Annotated in this window: 19 protein-coding genes; 14 read left to right on the forward strand and 5 right to left on the reverse strand. The window is 34.9% G+C overall.

Annotation, left to right across the window (positions count from 1 at the left end; all coding sequences use genetic code 11):
* Positions 1-62 precede the first annotated feature (62 nt).
* A complete protein-coding gene (locus HVS_RS05245; protein WP_101299884.1) occupies positions 63-773 on the reverse strand; it encodes a SurA N-terminal domain-containing protein in 711 nt (236 codons plus the stop codon).
* Between the two features lie 338 nt (positions 774-1111).
* Between HVS_RS05245 and uvrB the strand changes: the two genes are divergently transcribed.
* The 6 genes from uvrB (at position 1112) to HVS_RS05275 (ending at position 10278) form a co-directional block, all read left to right on the forward strand.
* Positions 1112-3091 carry an excinuclease ABC subunit UvrB gene (gene uvrB / locus HVS_RS05250; RefSeq protein WP_101299886.1) on the forward strand — a complete coding sequence of 660 codons (1980 nt, stop codon included), beginning with the start codon at positions 1112-1114 and terminating at the stop codon, positions 3089-3091.
* 115 nt (positions 3092-3206) lie between these two features.
* Positions 3207-6056, forward strand: coding sequence for an excinuclease ABC subunit UvrA (gene uvrA / locus HVS_RS05255; RefSeq protein ID WP_101299888.1), 2850 nt, complete (start codon positions 3207-3209; stop codon positions 6054-6056).
* Positions 6057-6334: 278 nt separating this feature from the next.
* The gene (asnA, locus tag HVS_RS05260) at positions 6335-7357 is read left to right on the forward strand and encodes an aspartate--ammonia ligase (protein WP_101299890.1); all 1023 of its coding nucleotides are present in this window, start codon (positions 6335-6337) and stop codon (positions 7355-7357) included.
* A gap of 88 nt (positions 7358-7445) precedes the next feature.
* A complete protein-coding gene (asnS, locus tag HVS_RS05265) occupies positions 7446-8840 on the forward strand; it encodes an asparagine--tRNA ligase (RefSeq protein ID WP_101299892.1) in 1395 nt (464 codons plus the stop codon).
* Positions 8841-8873: 33 nt separating this feature from the next.
* Positions 8874-9500, forward strand: coding sequence for an ABC transporter ATP-binding protein (locus HVS_RS05270; RefSeq protein ID WP_101299894.1), 627 nt, complete (start codon positions 8874-8876; stop codon positions 9498-9500).
* Between the two features lies 1 nt (position 9501).
* Positions 9502-10278 (forward strand): ABC transporter permease, encoded by a 777-nt coding sequence (locus tag HVS_RS05275; protein ID WP_101299896.1) that lies wholly within the window; start codon positions 9502-9504, stop codon positions 10276-10278.
* A gap of 120 nt (positions 10279-10398) precedes the next feature.
* Here HVS_RS05275 and HVS_RS05280 read toward each other — a convergent pair whose 3' ends face one another.
* Positions 10399-10743, reverse strand: a complete 345-nt coding sequence (locus tag HVS_RS05280; RefSeq protein ID WP_101299898.1) for a cellulose binding domain-containing protein — start codon at positions 10741-10743, stop codon at positions 10399-10401.
* A gap of 7 nt (positions 10744-10750) precedes the next feature.
* On the opposite strand from HVS_RS05280, the gene HVS_RS16490 reads away from it, so the two are divergent.
* Both HVS_RS16490 and HVS_RS05290 read left to right on the forward strand, forming a co-directional pair.
* Positions 10751-11269: a hypothetical protein gene (locus HVS_RS16490; RefSeq protein ID WP_159063397.1), complete on the forward strand. Its 519-nt coding sequence runs from the start codon at positions 10751-10753 to the stop codon at positions 11267-11269.
* 24 nt (positions 11270-11293) lie between these two features.
* Positions 11294-11740 carry a hypothetical protein gene (locus tag HVS_RS05290; RefSeq protein WP_101299900.1) on the forward strand — a complete coding sequence of 149 codons (447 nt, stop codon included), beginning with the start codon at positions 11294-11296 and terminating at the stop codon, positions 11738-11740.
* 265 nt (positions 11741-12005) lie between these two features.
* Here the strand turns inward: HVS_RS05290 and HVS_RS05295 are convergent, their stop codons facing one another.
* Together HVS_RS05295 and HVS_RS05300 are read right to left on the reverse strand one after the other, a co-directional pair.
* Complete coding sequence (locus tag HVS_RS05295) at positions 12006-12572, reverse strand: chromate transporter (protein ID WP_101299902.1); 567 nt, start codon at positions 12570-12572, stop codon at positions 12006-12008.
* Positions 12573-12636: 64 nt separating this feature from the next.
* Positions 12637-13185, reverse strand: a complete 549-nt coding sequence (locus HVS_RS05300) for a chromate transporter (protein ID WP_101299904.1) — start codon at positions 13183-13185, stop codon at positions 12637-12639.
* Positions 13186-13441: 256 nt separating this feature from the next.
* Here HVS_RS05300 and HVS_RS05305 point away from each other — a divergent pair, with 256 nt between their 5' ends.
* The 6 genes from HVS_RS05305 to HVS_RS05330 all read left to right on the forward strand — a co-directional run bounded on the left by HVS_RS05305 (position 13442) and on the right by HVS_RS05330 (position 17659).
* On the forward strand, positions 13442-13894 hold the full coding sequence (locus tag HVS_RS05305) for a PspC domain-containing protein (protein ID WP_101299906.1): 453 nt from the start codon (positions 13442-13444) through the stop codon (positions 13892-13894).
* Entirely contained in the window at positions 13891-14856 is a 966-nt protein-coding gene (locus HVS_RS05310; RefSeq protein WP_101299908.1) for a LiaF domain-containing protein, read from the forward strand. Before HVS_RS05305 ends, HVS_RS05310 begins: the two co-directional genes overlap by 4 nt.
* 210 nt (positions 14857-15066) lie before the next feature.
* On the forward strand, positions 15067-15588 hold the full coding sequence (locus tag HVS_RS05315) for an RNA polymerase sigma factor (protein ID WP_101299910.1): 522 nt from the start codon (positions 15067-15069) through the stop codon (positions 15586-15588).
* A gap of 86 nt (positions 15589-15674) precedes the next feature.
* Positions 15675-16577 (forward strand): anti-sigma factor family protein, encoded by a 903-nt coding sequence (locus HVS_RS05320; protein WP_235827621.1) that lies wholly within the window; start codon positions 15675-15677, stop codon positions 16575-16577.
* Between the two features lie 173 nt (positions 16578-16750).
* Positions 16751-17086, forward strand: a complete 336-nt coding sequence (locus HVS_RS05325) for a YtxH domain-containing protein (protein WP_101299912.1) — start codon at positions 16751-16753, stop codon at positions 17084-17086.
* A 198-nt stretch (positions 17087-17284) separates the two neighbouring features.
* On the forward strand, positions 17285-17659 hold the full coding sequence (locus HVS_RS05330) for a DUF948 domain-containing protein (RefSeq protein WP_101299914.1): 375 nt from the start codon (positions 17285-17287) through the stop codon (positions 17657-17659).
* 71 nt (positions 17660-17730) lie between these two features.
* Here HVS_RS05330 and HVS_RS05335 read toward each other — a convergent pair whose 3' ends face one another.
* Positions 17731-18210, reverse strand: a complete 480-nt coding sequence (locus HVS_RS05335) for a chemotaxis protein CheW (protein ID WP_101299916.1) — start codon at positions 18208-18210, stop codon at positions 17731-17733.
* Positions 18211-18320: the final 110 nt, after the last annotated feature.

Here is an 18320-nt window from a genome sequence, read left to right on the forward strand (position 1 = left end):
TATACTGGAAAAACAAATATATAAAAAACTAAATATGTAAAGGGAGAAAAAAGGTACATTCCCTACTCCGTTTCCTCCCTGAAAATTTCTACTTTACTTTGCTCTTTTAAAGTTTCTATCAGTTCATCAACTTTTTTGCCAAACTTATCCTCTCTTATTTTTTGTTCTATTCTGGGTTTTAATTCTTCAAACTCCGGAGGATTTTCTTCTGTTGTTTCTTTAATGTACTGCTCATACATTTCCAACATTTCCTCTTCAGTTACTTCAGGCTGTTCAATGGTATTTTGGACATAGTTTGAAACGGTTAATTCACGCTCTAAATCTTTTTTAAATTCTTCTAAAGTGGTTTGCTGTGCTTCTAATGATTCTAAAAATTCTTCTTCAGATTGGTATTGGGATTTAAATGCTTCAAGTTCTTTATCCAACTCCTCATCAGAAATCTTATAACCTTCCTTTACAGCACCCTGATAAAGCAGTTCATATGCAATTAAAGTGTTTACAGCTTCCTCTAAAATTTGATTGGATATTTCGTCATCAGTGATATCTACGCCCTGCTGAAGATAGTTTTTATTTAAGCTTTGATACATTTTAAATAAATCAAACAGCATAATTTCGGTATCATTAACAACTGCCACAGGTATGTTTTCAGGAGGCTCTTCTGATGCTGCCGGTGAAATATCAGGTGATTCTTCAGGTGTATTTTCTTTTTGGCAGGACAAAATAGATAGTGATATAACAGCTGCCATTGTAAACAGTAAAATTTTTTTTACCAAAATAAAGTCCCCTTTCTTATAAATATATCTAGATTAAATATTCCTAATTAACAGATGCTTCCTGATTACAGTGCATTTTAATCCGGTTAATGCTTAACTAACTTTAAATGTAAAAACAACTTTATTTTAATTTTACTAAAAAATCGTGAACATATTATTAACTATATATTAATTGTGTATATAAATCAATATTTTAAGATGCTAATGCTATAAATTTAATCTGCGGGAAATATACAATTAAAAAATGTTAATGTAAAATAGATATGTGTTAAATTAAATTGAGCGTGGTATATATGGTTATATTTAATTTTTAACGGGGATTTACAGGAGGGTATATTATGCATAAATTTAAAATAAAATCGGATTTTAAACCTTGCGGTGACCAGCCTGCTGCTATAGATAAGCTGGTGGAAGGCATAAATGCAGGGTTTAGGGGACAGACTCTTTTGGGGGTTACAGGTTCCGGGAAAACATTTACAATGGCAAATGTCATTGAAAGGGTGCAAAAGCCCACACTGGTTATTGCTCACAATAAAACTTTGGCGGCACAGCTTTGCAGTGAGTTTAAAGAGTTTTTTCCCGACAACTGCGTAGAATATTTTGTAAGCTATTATGATTATTATCAGCCAGAAGCTTACATTCCTTCTACAGATACCTATATTGAAAAAGACGCATCTATAAACGACGAGATAGATAAACTGCGACACTCTGCAACGGCAGCCCTTTTTGAAAGAAGAGATGTTATTATTGTTGCCAGTGTGTCCTGTATATACGGGCTGGGAGACCCGGAGGACTATACTGAGCTTATGCTTTCTTTAAGACCCGGTATGCAAAGGGACAGGGATGAGGTTATAAGAAAACTTGTGGAAATCCAGTACGACAGGAATGATATAGATTTTAGAAGGGGAAGGTTCAGAGTAAGAGGGGATGTTTTGGAGATTTTCCCTGCCTCTTCTTCAGAGGAAATTTTAAGGGTTGAATTTTTTGGGGATGAAATTGAACGGATTACCCAAGTGGATTCCCTTACAGGAGAAATAGTAGGAATAAGAAACCATGCAGCTATTTTTCCTGCATCCCACTATGCTACAACTAAAGAAAAGATGGATAAGGCAATAGAGTCCATTGAGGAGGAGCTTGAAGAGCGGTTAAAAGAGCTAAGAGCAGAAGGAAAGCTTTTGGAGGCTCAGAGGCTTGAACAGAGGACGAGATATGATATTGAAATGATGCAGGAGGTGGGTTTTTGCCAGGGGATAGAAAACTATTCAAGACATATAAGCGGAAGAAAACCCGGAAGTCCTCCTTTTACTCTTATAGATTATTTTCCAAAAGATTTTTTAATGATAATAGATGAATCCCACGTTACCGTACCTCAGATAGGTGCAATGTACAATGGTGACAGGTCAAGAAAGCAATCCCTTGTGGAATACGGGTTCAGGCTGCCTTCAGCTTTTGACAACAGACCCCTTAAATTTGAAGAATTTGAAGAGAGAATAAATCAGATTATATTTGTAAGTGCAACTCCTGCTGAATATGAAATTAAAAACTCAAAACAGATAGTTGAACAGATAATAAGACCTACGGGCTTAGTTGACCCTGAAGTAATAGTAAAGCCTGTTGAGGGGCAAATAGATGACCTTATCGGGGAAATTAGTGAAAGAGTTGAGAAAAACCAAAGGGTGCTTGTTACCACGTTGACTAAGAAAATGGCAGAGGATTTGACAGATTACTTAAAGGAAATGAATTTTAAAGTAAAATACCTTCACTCAGATATTGATACCATTGAGAGGATGGAAATAATACGGGAGTTAAGGCTTGGGGTTTTTGATGTTTTGGTGGGAATAAATCTTTTGAGGGAAGGACTGGATTTGCCGGAAGTATCCCTTGTTGCCATATTGGATGCAGACAAGGAAGGTTTTTTGCGTTCAGAGACATCCCTGATACAGACTATTGGAAGAGCGGCAAGAAATGTTGAGGGCAAGGTAATAATGTATGCTGATGAGGTTACTAAATCCATGCAAAGGGCAATAGATGAGACAAACAGGAGAAGAAGGATACAAATGGAGTACAATAAAACCCACGGTATTACTCCAAGGAGCGTAGTAAAGGGAATACGTGATGTTATAGAGCCGGTAAAGGCAGCGGAAGAGGATGCAAGTTATAAAATTGACAAAGACAAAAAAACAATGACTAAGGAAGAAATAAAAGAACTTATTGATAAAATTACCGCTGAGATGAAACAGGCAGCAGCAGAGTTGCAGTTTGAACGGGCTGCAGAACTGCGGGATATATTGATGGAATTAAAAGAAAAAGCAAAATGAAAGTTTTTTACCGAACTTATGTTTGATTTTTAGTGTTAGTTTGGTATAATATTGTGGTAAGATTTTTAGAGGAAAATAAAAATCATATTAAATAATAGGGAAATAAGGTGTAAATATGGTAAGAGATAAAATTTTTATAAAAGGTGCAAGAGAACACAATCTGAAAGATATAGATGTTGAAATACCAAGGGACAAACTGGTTGTAATTACAGGGGTAAGTGGTTCAGGCAAGTCGTCTCTTGCCTTTGATACCATTTATGCTGAAGGTCAGAGGCGTTATATTGAGTCCCTGTCATCCTATGCAAGGCAATTTTTGGGACAGATGGAAAAGCCGGATGTGGATTATATAGACGGGCTGTCCCCGGCAATATCCATAGACCAGAAGACCACCAGCAGAAATCCCAGGTCCACCGTTGGAACGGTGACGGAAATACACGACTATTTAAGGCTTTTATATGCACGGATAGGTGTACCCCATTGCCCTTCCTGCGGAAAGGAAATTTCACAGCAGACTTTAGATCAGATGGTTGACAGCATTATGCAGCTGGAGGAAGGGACAAGGATACAGCTTTTAGCCCCTGTGGTAAGGGGAAGAAAGGGAGAGTACAAAAAGCTTTTAGATGACATAAAAAAATCCGGATATGTAAGGGTCAGGATAGACAATGAAGTGATGGATGTAAATGAACCCATTGAGCTGGAAAAAAATAAAAAACACAATATTGAAATTGTGGTGGACAGGATTATAGTCAAACCTAATATACAAAAAAGACTTGCAGACTCAATTGAAACTGTATTGAAGTTAAGTGACGGGGTACTTATTGTTGATGTAATCGGAAAAGAAGAAATTTTATTTAGTCAAAATTTTGCATGTACAGACTGTGGAATCAGCATGGAGGAGTTAACGCCAAGGATGTTTTCTTTCAACAACCCTTACGGGGCTTGTCCCAGCTGTACAGGACTCGGCTCTTTACTGAAGGTTGACCCGGATTTGGTTATACCAAATAAAAAGCTGTCTTTAAAAGAAGGGGCAATTGCAGTTGCCGGATGGAATTTAGCTAAGGATGACAGCTATGCAAGTATGTATATGAATGCTTTGGCAAATCATTATAACTTTAGCCTTTCCACCCCTGTTGAAGACTTGCCTGAACATATTTTGGACGTAATCCTCTATGGAACAAAAGGTGAAAAGGTATTGGCAGAATATAACGGAAAGTATGGGGATGGAACTTTCATGACCTCTTTTGAGGGAATAGTAAACAGTGTGGAGAGGCGGTATAATGAGACACAAAAGGAAGAAATGAAGCAGTATTATGAACAGTTTATGAGTGAGAATTTGTGTTCAGAGTGTAATGGTGCCAGATTGAAAAAAGAGGTTCTTGCAGTAACGGTGGGCGGGAAAAATATTCATGAGGTCAGCTGTATGTCTGTGGGAGATGCAAAGCAATTTTTTAAGGATATAAATTTATCTGAAAGGGACAGGCTGATAGCCCGCCAGATATTGAAGGAAATAAATGAAAGATTGGGATTTTTGGTGGATGTAGGTTTAGATTATCTTACATTGTCAAGAGCTGCCGGCACACTTTCAGGGGGAGAAGCTCAGAGAATAAGGCTTGCTACCCAGATAGGTTCAGGTCTTATGGGAGTCTTGTATATTTTAGATGAACCTAGTATAGGACTTCACCAGAGGGATAATGAAAAGCTTTTGAGAACTCTTAAAAAGATGAGGGATTTGGGAAACACCCTTATTGTGGTTGAACATGATGAAGATACAATGTATGCAGCGGACTATATTATAGACTTAGGCCCGGGTGCGGGTATCCACGGCGGGGAAATTGTTGCAAAGGGAACTGTGGAAGAAATAAAGCAGAATCCAAAATCCATTACAGGACAGTATCTAAGCGGTAAAAAGTCCATTGATATTCCCAAAAAGAGAAGGGAGCCAAATGGAAAGTGGCTTAAAGTAGTTGGAGCCAGGGAGAATAATTTAAAAAATATAGATGTAAGTTTTCCTTTAGGGGTGCTTACTTGTGTAACAGGAGTTTCTGGCTCAGGAAAGAGTTCCCTTGTAAACGAAATTTTGTACAAAAGGTTAGCCAGTCAGTTAAACAGGGCAAGAACTAAAGCAGGTGACCATGACGATATTATAGGCATTGAACATCTTGACAAAGTAATAGATATAGACCAGTCCCCTATAGGCAGGACACCTAGATCCAATCCCGGAACTTATACGGGTGTATTTGATATTATACGTGAACTTTTTGCAGAAACCACTGAGTCCAAAACCAGAGGGTACAAAGCAGGACGCTTTAGTTTTAATGTCAGGGGCGGACGGTGCGAAGCATGCAGGGGGGACGGTATAATTAAAATAGAGATGCATTTTTTACCGGATATTTATGTGCCATGTGAAGTGTGTAAAGGAAAGAGGTATAACAGGGAGACTCTTGAAGTAAGGTACAAGGGTAAGAATATTGCAGAGATTCTTGATATGACTGTTGAAGATGCACTGGAGTTTTTTAAAAACATTCCTAAGATACAGAGAAAGCTGCAGACACTGTATGATGTGGGCTTGGGATATATAAAGCTGGGACAGCCTTCAACAACCCTTTCAGGGGGGGAAGCCCAGAGAGTTAAACTTGCCACTGAGCTTTCTAAGAGAAGCACAGGCAGGACAATGTATATACTAGATGAGCCCACCACAGGACTTCACACAGCAGATGTCCACAGGCTTACAGATATTCTCCAAAGGCTGGTGGAGGCAGGCAATACAGTGGTGGTAATTGAACACAATTTGGATGTTATTAAGATAGCGGATTATATTATAGATTTAGGGCCTGAAGGGGGAAGCAACGGAGGATATATTGTTGCCCAGGGGACACCTGAAGAAATTATAAGAGTTGAAAATTCCCATACCGGAAGATTTCTTAAAAGAATTTTAAGTCCTGTTCCTAAGCTTAAAGTGCTGTAAAAAGAAGTATGCCTTTAAAAAGAAATATATTTGAAACTGTTGGATTTTTGAGTTTCAAATGTTATAATGTGAATTGGTTAATTTTATAGATTGTGCTGTAAGACGCCTTCAATTATCTCCGTTTATTAAGTAAGGAGAGTATAATTAAGTAATGAGAGTATAAAAACAAGGATAAAAAAGAAGGGAGGAGTTACGTTAAAACAAGAAATTATAAAATTTAGAAGTGCGTTGGGTACAATCTTGTTATAAATTTTATAAAGTTTTGCGTAACGTTTTTTATGTTGAACGGCGGAAAAAAAATTATTATACCTTCAGGATATAAATCATCTTTATCCATAAGAGATACTGCAAAGGCAATTAAAATAATTAAAGATTTTTTTGAATTGGAACTTGCTAAAGCATTAAACCTTGAAAGGGTATCGGCACCACTTTTTGTAAGACCTGAGTCAGGAATGAATGACAATTTAAGTGGTGTTGAAAGACCTGTGTCTTTCAATGTAAAGGCAATAAATGAAAATATTGTAGAAATTGTACACTCCTTGGCTAAATGGAAGCGTATGGCATTGAAAAGATATGAATTTAGCGTTGGAGAGGGTTTATATACAGATATGAATGCTATAAGAAGGGATGAGGAATTGGGCAACCTTCACTCCATATATGTAGATCAGTGGGATTGGGAAGTGGTAATAAGCAAGGAAGACAGAAAAATTGAAGTGTTAAAGGAAACTGTCAAAAAGATCTATAATGCACTGAAGAAAACCGAAGACCACATATGCAGCAAATTTCCTGTTATTAAAAAAACCCTTCCGGATGAAATATATTTTATTACAACCCAGGAGCTTGAGGATATGTATCCTGATCTTTCCCCTGTTGAGAGGGAGGATAAAATAGCAAAGGAAAAAAGTGCTGTTTTTATAATGAAAATAGGGGGGATATTAAAATCAGGGATAAAGCACGGTGAAAGAGCTCCTGATTATGATGATTGGAATCTGAATGGGGATATATTATTGTGGTACCCCCTATTGGACAGAGCTATGGAAATATCTTCAATGGGGATCAGGGTGGATGAAGAAGCACTGCTAAGGCAGTTGAAGGAAGCAGGTTGTGAAGACAGGAAAAATCTTTTATTTCACAGGGAATTACTGGAAGGCAGACTTCCTTATACAATCGGTGGAGGAATAGGTCAGTCAAGGATGTGTATGTATTTGTTAAAAAAAGCACATATCGGGGAAGTACAAGCTTCTGTATGGCCTGACTCTATGATTGAAATTTGTGATAAAGCAAATATAAAGTTACTTTAATAAAATTCCAGCAGCTAATTTAACCAATTGAAATATAAAATAGTTCAAAAAGAAGATACAAATAATATAAAAAGGAGTAGGTATGCAGATGAAAGCTACTAGTATAAAAAGCCTGTATAGGGAAACAAAAAAATATATAGACAGTAATATTGTTGTTGCCGGCTGGGTAAGGACAATAAGAGATTCTAAAGCCTTTGGGTTTATTGAATTAAATGACGGGACTTTTTTTAAGAACCTGCAAGTGGTTTTTGAAGATGAAAAAATAGATAATTTCAAAGAAATAGCAAAACTTCCCGTTGGTTCAGCAATAATAGTACATGGGAAGCTGGTTGAAACACCCGGGGCAAAGCAGCCATTTGAAATAAAAGCAGACAAGATAGAAATTGAAGGGCTGTCACAGCCGGATTACCCACTTCAGAAAAAAAGGCACTCATTTGAGTTTTTAAGGACAATTGCACATTTAAGACCCAGGACAAACACCTTTTCAGCTGTGTTTAGAATAAGGTCCCTTGCTGCTTATGCAATACATAAGTTTTTCCAGGACAGGGGTTTTGTATATGTGCACACACCAATAATTACGGGAAGCGATGCGGAAGGTGCCGGCAAAATGTTCAGAGTTACAACTTTAGACTTAGACAATGTACCAAGACAGGAAGACGGCAGTATAGACTATTCAGAAGATTTCTTTGGAAGAGAGACAAATTTAACAGTCAGCGGACAATTAGAAGGCGAAACATATGCTATGGCATTTAGAAATATATACACTTTCGGGCCTACTTTCAGAGCCGAAAACTCTAATACTCCAAGGCATGCCGCAGAGTTTTGGATGGTAGAACCGGAGATGGCTTTTGCAGATCTTAACGACAATATGGAAGTTGCTGAGGATATGTTAAAGTATATAATAAAATACTGCATGGAGAATGCCCCGGAAGAAATGGAGTTTTTCAATAACTTCGTAGACAAAGGACTGTTTGACAGATTAAACAATGTGGTAAACTCTGATTTTGTCAGAATAACTTATACAGAGGCAATTGATATTCTGCTGGAATCTAAAGAAAAATTTGAATATCCTGTTAAGTGGGGGTGTGACCTTCAAACAGAGCATGAAAGGTATTTGACTGAAAAAGTGTTTAAAAAACCGGTATTTGTAACTGATTATCCTAAAGATATAAAGGCATTTTATATGAAGCTGAATGATGACAACAAGACTGTAGCAGCAATGGACCTCCTTGTACCCGGTGTGGGTGAGATTATAGGGGGAAGCCAGAGGGAAGACAGGGTTGAAGTTTTACAGCAGCGTATGAAGGAGTTAAATCTTAAAGAAGAGGAATACTGGTGGTATGTAGACCTTAGAAAATACGGCGGAACAAGGCATGCAGGTTTTGGCCTTGGCTTTGAAAGGGCAATAATGTACATTACAGGTATGACAAATATCCGAGATGTAATACCTTTCCCAAGGACAGTAAATAATGCTGAGTTCTAGTTTTCATAGGGGTAAATTTTTACGGGGTTAAATATGTTTAAATTAATTAATGTTGTCTACAAGAATATTTTGCATATAGAACGGTTGGAAATTCCAAAAAATAAAGTTACATGTATAGTTGGGGAAAGCGGGAGTGGAAAATCCACTCTTCTGTGCCTTCTTAATAAGCTGATAAGCTGTGACAGAGGGGAAATATATTATAATGATTTGCTTATAGATGATATAGATTCTGTAGAACTTAGGCGGAAGGTGGTTATGCTTCCCCAACAGCCGGTTGTTTTTCCGGGGAGTATAAAGAAAAATTTACTTATAGGGCTTAAGTTTTCAGGAAAACCTGAAGAGAAGGATGATAAATTAATCAAAGTTTTAGAAATGGTTTCCCTAAAAAAGAAGCTTGATGACGATGCAGAAAAGCTTTCCGGCGGGGAAAAGCAGAGGATGGCCCTTGGAAGGGTAATTTTAATGAAACCGGAGGTATTTTTACTTGATGAACCATCTTCTGCATTAGATGATAAAACAGAAGAGGTGGTAATTGAAAGGGTGGTAAAGCATATAAAAGCAGAAAATAAAACCCTTGTCATGGTTACCCACTCTAAAAAGATAGCTTTAGATTATTCTGACAACATTGTAGAGATAAAAGGGGGGAGGGTCATAAAATAAAATGGAGGATATGATAGAGCTTCAATTGTGGCAGGTTGTTGCTGCTTATGCATTTGTTATTTTGTTATTACTAATTGTAAGGCTTAAAGGGATTCCCAGGGAAAAGGAAATATTGATATCTTCAGTCAGAATGACCCTTCAGCTAATATTAATTGGATATTTACTAACTTATATATTTGAAAACCCATCCCCGGTATATTCAGTGATAATACTTGCAGTTATGGAAATGTTTTCTATATATACAATTCTGAAAAGGACCAAAATTAGCTTTATGTCAAAATTAGGACGTATTATAGCTTTTTCAATGTCCCTTGGAAGTATCACCTGTTTTTTTTATTTTCTTTTTATTGTTATAAATATTTCCCCGTGGTATGAACCCCGGTATTTTATACCCATTGGGGGAATGCTTATAGGTAATTCTATGACGGGAATTACATTGGGAGTGAACAGGCTGGTTGATGGGATGACCTCCAAAAAACATTTGGTGGAAGGAGCCCTGATGCTTGGGGCAACACCTAAAATGGCAACAAAGGCCATTGTTGATGATGCCTTTGATTCTGCCATACTTCCTACCATTAACTCTATGCTTGGCATGGGAGTGGTTTTTTTGCCGGGAATGATGACAGGTCAGATACTGTCAGGAGCTTCCCCGGTGGATGCAATATGCTATCAGATAGCCATTATGCTTGGTATTTTAGGAAGTGTGTCACTAACGGTAATTTTGTTTGTCCAGTTAGGGTGCAAGACTTTCTTTAATGAGCAAAAGCAGCTTTATTAAAAATGTTTATTATTCCATGTTATTATTATAGCTAAAAATAACTTTAAAATAGTTAAAACAACTTTAAAAACCACCTTTCCGTAAATGAGGAAAGGTGGTTTTTTTATTGTAATTTAATTTTTAATTTACTTTGCATTTTACCCCGTTAAGTTCAAAATCATCAGGTGTTCTGTTTCTACCGGAATACCCCATGTTAAATCCAAAGCTTACTTCTCCTTTTGCAGGAATTTCACCGGTGCCTAATATTGACGAACCTGTTACTTTAACTGAATTACCCTTTTGTTCAAGTTGTGCCTGCCAGAGATCATTAATTTTTTGGTTGTCAGGGAAACTCCAAGTTAGTGTCCAATTTTTTATAGGCTCTGAAGTATTGTTTTTAATAGTAACCATGACAATTGCACCATTTCCCCAATCGCCTTTTATATCGTATGTTACAATGTAATCCCCGTATTTTGGAGGCTCCACAGGCTTAGTGGTAGGTTCTGTAGTAGGTGAAGTTTTTGGTGTGTTCTTAGGAGTGGTGGTAGGTTTAGGAGTAGGAGTAATAACAGGTTTTGTAGTATTTTTAGGAGTGGTGGTAGGCTTTGGAGTAGGAGTAATAACAGGTTTTGTAGTATTTTTAGGAGTAGCAGTAGGTTTTGAAGTAGGAGTAATAACAGGTTTTGTAGTATTTTTAGGTGTGGAAGAAGGCTTTGAAGTAGGTGTAATAACGGCTCTTGAAGTATTTTTAGGAGTGGTGGTAGGTTTTGAAGAAGGAGTAGCAGCAGGTTTTGTAGTGTTTTTAGGAGTGGCGGAAGGCTTTGAAGAAGGAGTAGTAGCAGGTTTTGTAGTATTTTTAGGATTGGTTGATGGATTTGAAGTAGAGGTAGCAGCAGGTTTTGTAGTGTTTTTAGGACTGGTAGAAGGACTTGTAGTAGTGGTTGGAGTAGAGTCAGGTTTTGAAGAAGGCTGCGTAGTTACAGGTGTTGAAGTATTTTCTTCCTTGTCATGAGTTTCTTCAGAGTCTGTATGTTCTATGTCTGGAACATTTGTGTCAAAATCATCCGAGTCTGAATTATCTTCAATATTATCTTCAAAATCATCTTTAATGTCATCAGTTGTATTATTTGACTGTCCGGGTGGGGCTGTGACATCATCAGAGACTGTTTCACCGGTGTTTTGGTTATCTGTGCCTGGTGATTTAGGCAGTTCATTATTAGCATCAACAATTAACTTGTTACCTGATGAATCATTATTAGAAACGTTTTTGGCAGAATTATTCTTTTCATTATTAATTGAAAAAGATACTATAAAAGAAGTAACTGTAATTAATATAATTGTAAAAGCAAAAATAATTTTCTTCCTAAACTTAACATTGTACAGTAATTTTTTCATAACAACTCTCATGTATACTGTGGAAATAGTTTACATTTCCACAGATGGTATACATATTATACCTCCCTTCAAATTATATTACCTTTAAAACTGAGCACTTAACCTCCTTTAATGTGGTCTTTAATACGGCATCTTAATATGTAAGGCACCTTAAAATGGTATCAAAATTGCAGCATTTTGACAATAGTATTTTATAATAGGTATTAATAAACAGTATATTAATAACTGCATTTAAAATATTTTCTAATGGTAACACCTTAGTTACAGTGCTGCCTTATTATAATTATACTAAGATTTTCGTTTTATTACAATAAAATATCATAATAAAGTAAGCATTTAATGGGTCTTATGGTTTAGAGGATAACAAGACCGATTAAAGCAGAAAGCACTACAACCAATATAGGGTGTGGTTTAAACTTTAAACTTGATAAAAAGACAAGCAGGAAAACCAGGGTGCTTTTAAAATCAAATGAAGATATAATTGCATTTAAACTAAATCCTGACTGACTGTCCGGATTTAGTATAGAGGTTTCAGCCAAAAACACCACTGCTGAAAAAATTAAACCAATTGTTACAGGACGTATTCCTTTTAAAATCCATTCTACAGCTTTACTGTCTTTAAACTGTGCAAAATAGTGGGCGACAGTAACCATAATAATAAATGAAGGAAGGACTAGGCTAAGCGTTGCAGTGGTTGCACCTAAAATGCCGGCGGCACCGGCACCCACATAAGTTGCGGTATTGACAGAAATAGGTCCGGGAGTCATCTGGGAAATGGCGATTATATCTGCAAATTCAGTGGAGCTTATCCAGCCATAGTACTCCATTTCAGCCTGTATAAGAGAAATTATTGCATAACCTCCTCCAAAACTAAATAATCCTATTATAAAAAATACTTTAAAAAGAGTAAAATAAATCATAATTTCAAACCTTTCTGTATTTTTGCTTTTGTTTATATTTTAATTGATATTTATACTTATACTTTTATTTATGCTTTAAGTATCCTAAAAAGCCTAAAACACCGCCTATAAGTATAGTGAAAACAGGGTGGACATTTAAAAACACTATAAGTATAAATGAAGCTATGGCAATTAATATGGATATATATCCTTTTAAAGCTGATTTAGCAAGTCTTATTGCTGTTACTAAAATAAGGGCGGTAACTCCGGCCCTGACGCCGGCAAATATTTTTTGTACATATATATTATCCCTTAAACTTAACAGCAACTGGGCAATTAAAAGTATTATTAAAAATGAAGGAAGAGTTACACCTACTGCGGCAAAAAAAGCACCCCTAATTCCTGCTTTTTTATAGCCGATAAATGCTGAGGATTTTACAGCAATTATTCCTGGAAGTGACTGCATTATTGCAAACATGTCAAGGATTTCTTCCCTGTTTAGCCACTTTTTATTTTCCACAGCTTCTTTCTCTATAAGTGGAAGCATTGCATATCCACCACCTAGTGTAAAAGCACCTATTTTAAAAAAAGTAATAAAAATTTCAAAACTTTCATAAATTTTTTCTTTTATCATATTTATACTCACCTTTTATATATCCGCTTATTAAAAAATATAATCAAAAAAATCCTCCTTATGTATAATAGCATTAATAAGCTGATTTATAAAGGAAAAAAATTCTCATAAAAAACAAGACTTTTTTAAGACTTTTTTAAAAAATAGTCGTATTATATTTTGACAGGTAAAATTGTTGTTCAGCAATTTTATAAACTGCTGCAAATATATTTAAGTAATATTATAAGTAAAAATTGCAATTAAAAGGAGGAGAAAAATGGGAAAAAGAATAACACGCTCTAGAAGAAACAAGGTTATAGAAGGTGTATGCGGAGGGATAGCTGAATATTTTGGTATTGATCCTACCATTGTAAGGCTTGGGTTTTTAATTTCGATTTTTTTCGGGGGAACCGGTATACTTGCTTATATCGTTGCAGTAATTGTTATCCCTGAAGAAGATGAATATGTTCCTCACAATTTTTATAATGAAGGTGAAAGTTTTAGTGATGGTTTTGATGAGGAAAAAGATTTTAGCAAAACCATGGGGGATAGCGTGGAAGGATTTGGTTCAAATGAAGACAGAAATAAAACATTTGTAGGACTTGGTCTTATTATTTTTGGAGGAATGCTTTTATTAAGGCATTTCATTAGTTTGAAATATGTATTTCCAATTATATTGATGATTATAGGTATAGTTATTATATATAGGGGGGGAAAAAAGACATTATGAAAAAAAACAGTTTAGGTGTGGGATTGGTTTTTATATTTATTGGTGTTGTTATAATAGCATGGCAGCTGAAAGTTTTGGATTTATCCTTTATTAATTCAGTATTTGGATTTGTGTTTAGAAATCTCACTGAAGTAATATCTATGATACTCATAGTTATAGGTTTGAATATTATTTTTAGAAAATACCGTTTTGTAAAGGTAATCACATGGGTGGCTTTTTTTGCGGTCATTATTGCCTTAAGCCAGTTATACCCGTTAAAATCTAAAGGACTTTTTATTTTAAGAGATGAAGTTAGCGAAAATGGCAATTATGAAAATGGCGATGGTGAAAACAGAAATTATTTTGAAATAAACAAGGAAGAAGATACTTTATATGGGGAGTTGGATATTAACTTAGGTATGGTTAAAATTAATGTTGATTCAACTGATGATAAGCTTATTAAAGGGGAAATCAGAGGCATAAACTTTAAAGAACCTGTGATAAATTATAAGGAAGGTAACAAAAAAGCAAAAATTAAAATTAAGGCACCTGATATTAAAAATTTACTTAACGTGGAAAATATCAAAGATGGGAATTTAGATTTATTTTTAAATAAAGATGTTTTGTGGGACATAGATTTAAACTTAGGTATGGTGGACACAGAATTTGATACATCGGATTTACAGGTAAAGGAGCTAAATTTAAATGGTGGGGCAGGAAATTTTAAATTAATTATAGGGGAGAGACAGAAAGAAATAGAAGTAGAAGTTAATGCAGGAGCCTCTAATGTTGAAATTTATGTTCCTAAAAATTCCGGGGTAAAAGTTAAAAATACAGGTGTATTGAGTACAATGGAGTTTAACGGCATTAAGGCAGTAAAAGACGGTAAACATTATATTTCAGAAAATTATGATGATGCAGAAAACAAGATAAAAATAGATGTAAAAATGGGAGCCGGGAATGTATCAATAAATGCTAAATAAATTTTAAATGCTGGATAATTTTATATCCTAAATAAATTTCATATAAAAAATGAACTAATCAGGCTTTAAGTGCGTCATTATTATAGAAGAACCATTAAGGGGCTTTTAAAAGGGACACTTAAAGCTTATTTTTTATTTAACTTCAAAAGCTTACAGATAAAACTAACATAATTTAACAGATGAAACAAAAAAGAGTACGGGGGTGTGGAGGTGGAAGAAGAAATAATGGTTGAAGCTGCCAAAAAAGGAGACAAAAAAGCATTTGAAGCAATAGTTAAAAAATATCATAATGTGCTGTACTATACAGCCCTTGGGATAGTAGGTTCAGGATGGGAGGCTCTTGATATATGCCAGGAAACATTTATTAAAGCCTTTAACTCAATAAATTCGTTGAAAGACAAGAGTAAATTCAGATCATGGATAAACAGGATTCTTGTAAACAAATGTAATGACTATTTTAGAAAGAATAAGAATGAGGTTTGTGTAGATTTTATAGAAGAAACTGGAGGATTTATTGAAGAGGGGAGTGAGGAAAGTATTGATTTGTTGAGAGCACTGTCTTCTTTAAAGGAAAATAGCAGGGTGGTGTTGACTTTAAGGTATTTTCAGGATCTTTCCTTAAAAGAAATAGCGGCAATTTTAGATATACCTGAAGGAACGGTTAAGTCCAGATTAAGCAACGGGCTTGAGGAGATGAGAAAATTAATGAAAGGATATAAAAACAGCGGCTGAGATTTTATTAGCTTAATAAATTATACAATGAAATTATACAAGGAGTGAGAAAAACCTATTTTAAGAATAATTAAGGAGGGGAAGAAATGAATTGCAATGACGTTAAAGGGCTAATGGAAGAATATATAATGGGAGAGTTGGATGTAAATACTTTCAATGAATTAAAAAAGCACATTGACGGGTGCAGCAGCTGTAAAACAGAATATGATGAGACAAAAAAATTAATAGGAGGTCTTAAAAAGTTGAAAGAATCAATTAAAATAAAAGATGACATATTAGAACTAAACAAGAAAAACATATTAAAAAATACTAAAGAGAAAAAGTTTAATATGAAGCGGTTTTTTTCAGGCATAGCTGCAGGTATGTTTGTTATTATGTTTCTTTTTACAGGTTCCATTGTGGCATTTCCCACATTTGCATCTAATTATGTACCGGAGGGAATCCCGGTAATAAGGCAGCTAAAGGAAATTCAAAATAACTATAATGAAGCTAAGGTGGAAATTGAAGAAATAAAGAGGGAAAATGATTATATAAAGCAGCAAAACGAGGAAATGAAACTGGAAAATGAAGAACTAAAAAGGACAATAAAAGAAATTGAAGGAGAGAATATAACAGAATACCAAACCAGTGAAGGAATTGATCCTGCTGACAATCAAATTATACAGGGAATGGTAATCCGTTTTGTTAAAGCCCTGTACAGGGGAGATATTGAAACAATGAAAGAGATGTGTAATGATGAATTTAAGGGGAAAATAGCTAATGAAAGGACTGAAATACTATTTAGCAATGATGGAAGCTATGTATATTTAAATGATACAAATGTTATTTTTACCCAAATCACAAATGTTGCTAAAGAAGGAGATGTATATTACGTATTTGTCAGGTTAAATGACGGAATTTATGAAGATGCAGCAGATTATCAGTTGAATTTTGAATTAGAAAAAATAAATGGAGAATTTTTAATTAGCTTTGTTGGAAAAGATGCGTAAGAAAGCAAGGAATGTATATTAAGACTGCAGCTTTTAAAGTTGTAGTCTTTTTTTATTTTATAATGATTATAAGTTTAAAATTACAATATTACCATATAACTACTAGTAATTTTCCCAAAAATAAAGTATAATATTATTATAGGTGTATAAAAAAATACTGGAGGTGCTATTAAATGCTACTGAAAGACTTGCTAGAAAGAAATAAAAGGGAAAGAGAAAAGGCTGCAAAAAGAAAAGCTGCAAAGAATGCTGCAATTGGCGCAGGAGTAGGAACGGTACTTGGATTGGCTGCAGGATTGTTATTTGCACCTAAGTCAGGAAAAGAAACCAGGCAGGATATAGCTGAAAATGCTAAAAAAGCTGCTGATAAAGTATCTAAAGGTACGAAAAAAGTTGTTGAGAATGTTAAGCACTCCATGGAAGATGTTAAAGGAAAAATTTTAGAGGTTAAGTCCAGAAAGAAAGCCCAGGCAGAAGCTGAAGATTCCTCTGAGGAGACTGAAGAATAAACTTAAAGATTTACACTTTTCTTTTCTGTTGCTTTTCAAGTGTGTTTTAGTTTTTCTACTATGTCTTCAAAAGTTCCAGATATTCATAACCGGGCTTATAAGAGCTAAAGCAGAACAAAAAGACAGATATGTACAGATGATAACCAAGACCCTGCTTAGACTCAATTAGGCTTAATAGATAACAGAGGGGGCTTTGTAATGTACACACTGCAAGATATTGGGACGTTTATACTTTATTTTTTTGGTATAATTGCTGTTATTGGGGCAATAATAGCAGTTATATTTCTTGTCAATACTTTAGTTAATGTCAATAAAGTTCTCAAAAGAGTGGACAGAATTATTGAAAAAAATGAAGACAAAATTTCCCAGACTGTTGATAATGTCAATGAAATTACCAGAACTGTAAAATACGGAGTGGACAAGGTGGAATCTACCACTCAGGCTATAGAGGAATCTGTTTGTGATGCCATTATAAGTTTTACTGAAAAAACAGACAGTTTTTTTGACTTTGTTACTATTTTAAAACATATAATAAAGGCAATTTTAAAAGTTTTTCCTTTTAACAAAAAATAATAAGAGTTAAAAAAGGAGCTGTGGCACAAACAGTTAAAAACTACTTTCCACAGCTCCTTTTTTTAAATCTATTAAACAGGACAGTTTATTTGCTTATCAATTACTTTTTTAACAAGTGCGTCAGGGTCTAATAATAGAAGGAGTTTGTCATTTTCCATTTTAGCTATACCTTCAAGAAAGCTTCTGTCAAATTGGGAGTCAAATTCAGAGGGGGATACAATTTTTTCATCTTCTAATATTAATATTTTGTCAACAGAATCAACGATAAGCCCAATTAGTTTGGAATTTATATTAACAAGCAATATCTTGGGTTTTTCTTCATCCCAGTCTTTATCACTCAAATTTAAGTCCTTTTTAGGCATATTAAGCATTTCTCTTAAATTCAATATGGTATAAATTGTATCCCTTAAATTTATAAGTCCTTCAATGTAGGGTGGGGAGTTGGGAATTTTAAATATTTCATGGTAATTTATTATTTCTATTACGTAGTCTATTCTGATTGCTAAACTGTTATCATCCAGCTTAAATACAACATATTGATTATTAGCCATAATGATACCTCCAATATTGTAATAATAACTACATAGAATGAGTATAATGGATGTTTTTTAGATGAAGGTTAGCGAGTATAAATTAATTGAGCAATTTAAGCGACAACATA

Source organism: Acetivibrio saccincola (assembly GCF_002844395.1).
Lineage (GTDB): Bacteria > Bacillota > Clostridia > Acetivibrionales > Acetivibrionaceae > Herbivorax > Herbivorax saccincola.

What these genes read in the sequence shown, in the direction of transcription:
- HVS_RS05305 (WP_101299906.1), top strand. Translation starts at nt 13,442, where the DNA reads ATGGGAAAAAGAATAACACGCTCTAGAAGAAACAAGGTTATAGAAGGT.
- HVS_RS05290 (WP_101299900.1), top strand. Translation starts at nt 11,294, where the DNA reads ATGTCTGGAACATTTGTGTCAAAATCATCCGAGTCTGAATTATCTTCA.
- HVS_RS05270 (WP_101299894.1), top strand. Translation starts at nt 8,874, where the DNA reads ATGTTTAAATTAATTAATGTTGTCTACAAGAATATTTTGCATATAGAA.
- HVS_RS05300 (WP_101299904.1), bottom strand. Translation starts at nt 13,185, where the DNA reads ATGATAAAAGAAAAAATTTATGAAAGTTTTGAAATTTTTATTACTTTT.
- HVS_RS05295 (WP_101299902.1), bottom strand. Translation starts at nt 12,572, where the DNA reads ATGATTTATTTTACTCTTTTTAAAGTATTTTTTATAATAGGATTATTT.
- uvrA (WP_101299888.1), top strand. Translation starts at nt 3,207, where the DNA reads ATGGTAAGAGATAAAATTTTTATAAAAGGTGCAAGAGAACACAATCTG.
- HVS_RS05320 (WP_235827621.1), top strand. Translation starts at nt 15,675, where the DNA reads ATGAATTGCAATGACGTTAAAGGGCTAATGGAAGAATATATAATGGGA.
- HVS_RS05275 (WP_101299896.1), top strand. Translation starts at nt 9,502, where the DNA reads ATGGAGGATATGATAGAGCTTCAATTGTGGCAGGTTGTTGCTGCTTAT.
- HVS_RS05335 (WP_101299916.1), bottom strand. Translation starts at nt 18,210, where the DNA reads ATGGCTAATAATCAATATGTTGTATTTAAGCTGGATGATAACAGTTTA.
- HVS_RS05310 (WP_101299908.1), top strand. Translation starts at nt 13,891, where the DNA reads ATGAAAAAAAACAGTTTAGGTGTGGGATTGGTTTTTATATTTATTGGT.
- asnS (WP_101299892.1), top strand. Translation starts at nt 7,446, where the DNA reads ATGAAAGCTACTAGTATAAAAAGCCTGTATAGGGAAACAAAAAAATAT.
- uvrB (WP_101299886.1), top strand. Translation starts at nt 1,112, where the DNA reads ATGCATAAATTTAAAATAAAATCGGATTTTAAACCTTGCGGTGACCAG.
- asnA (WP_101299890.1), top strand. Translation starts at nt 6,335, where the DNA reads ATGTTGAACGGCGGAAAAAAAATTATTATACCTTCAGGATATAAATCA.
- HVS_RS05325 (WP_101299912.1), top strand. Translation starts at nt 16,751, where the DNA reads ATGCTACTGAAAGACTTGCTAGAAAGAAATAAAAGGGAAAGAGAAAAG.
- HVS_RS05330 (WP_101299914.1), top strand. Translation starts at nt 17,285, where the DNA reads ATGTACACACTGCAAGATATTGGGACGTTTATACTTTATTTTTTTGGT.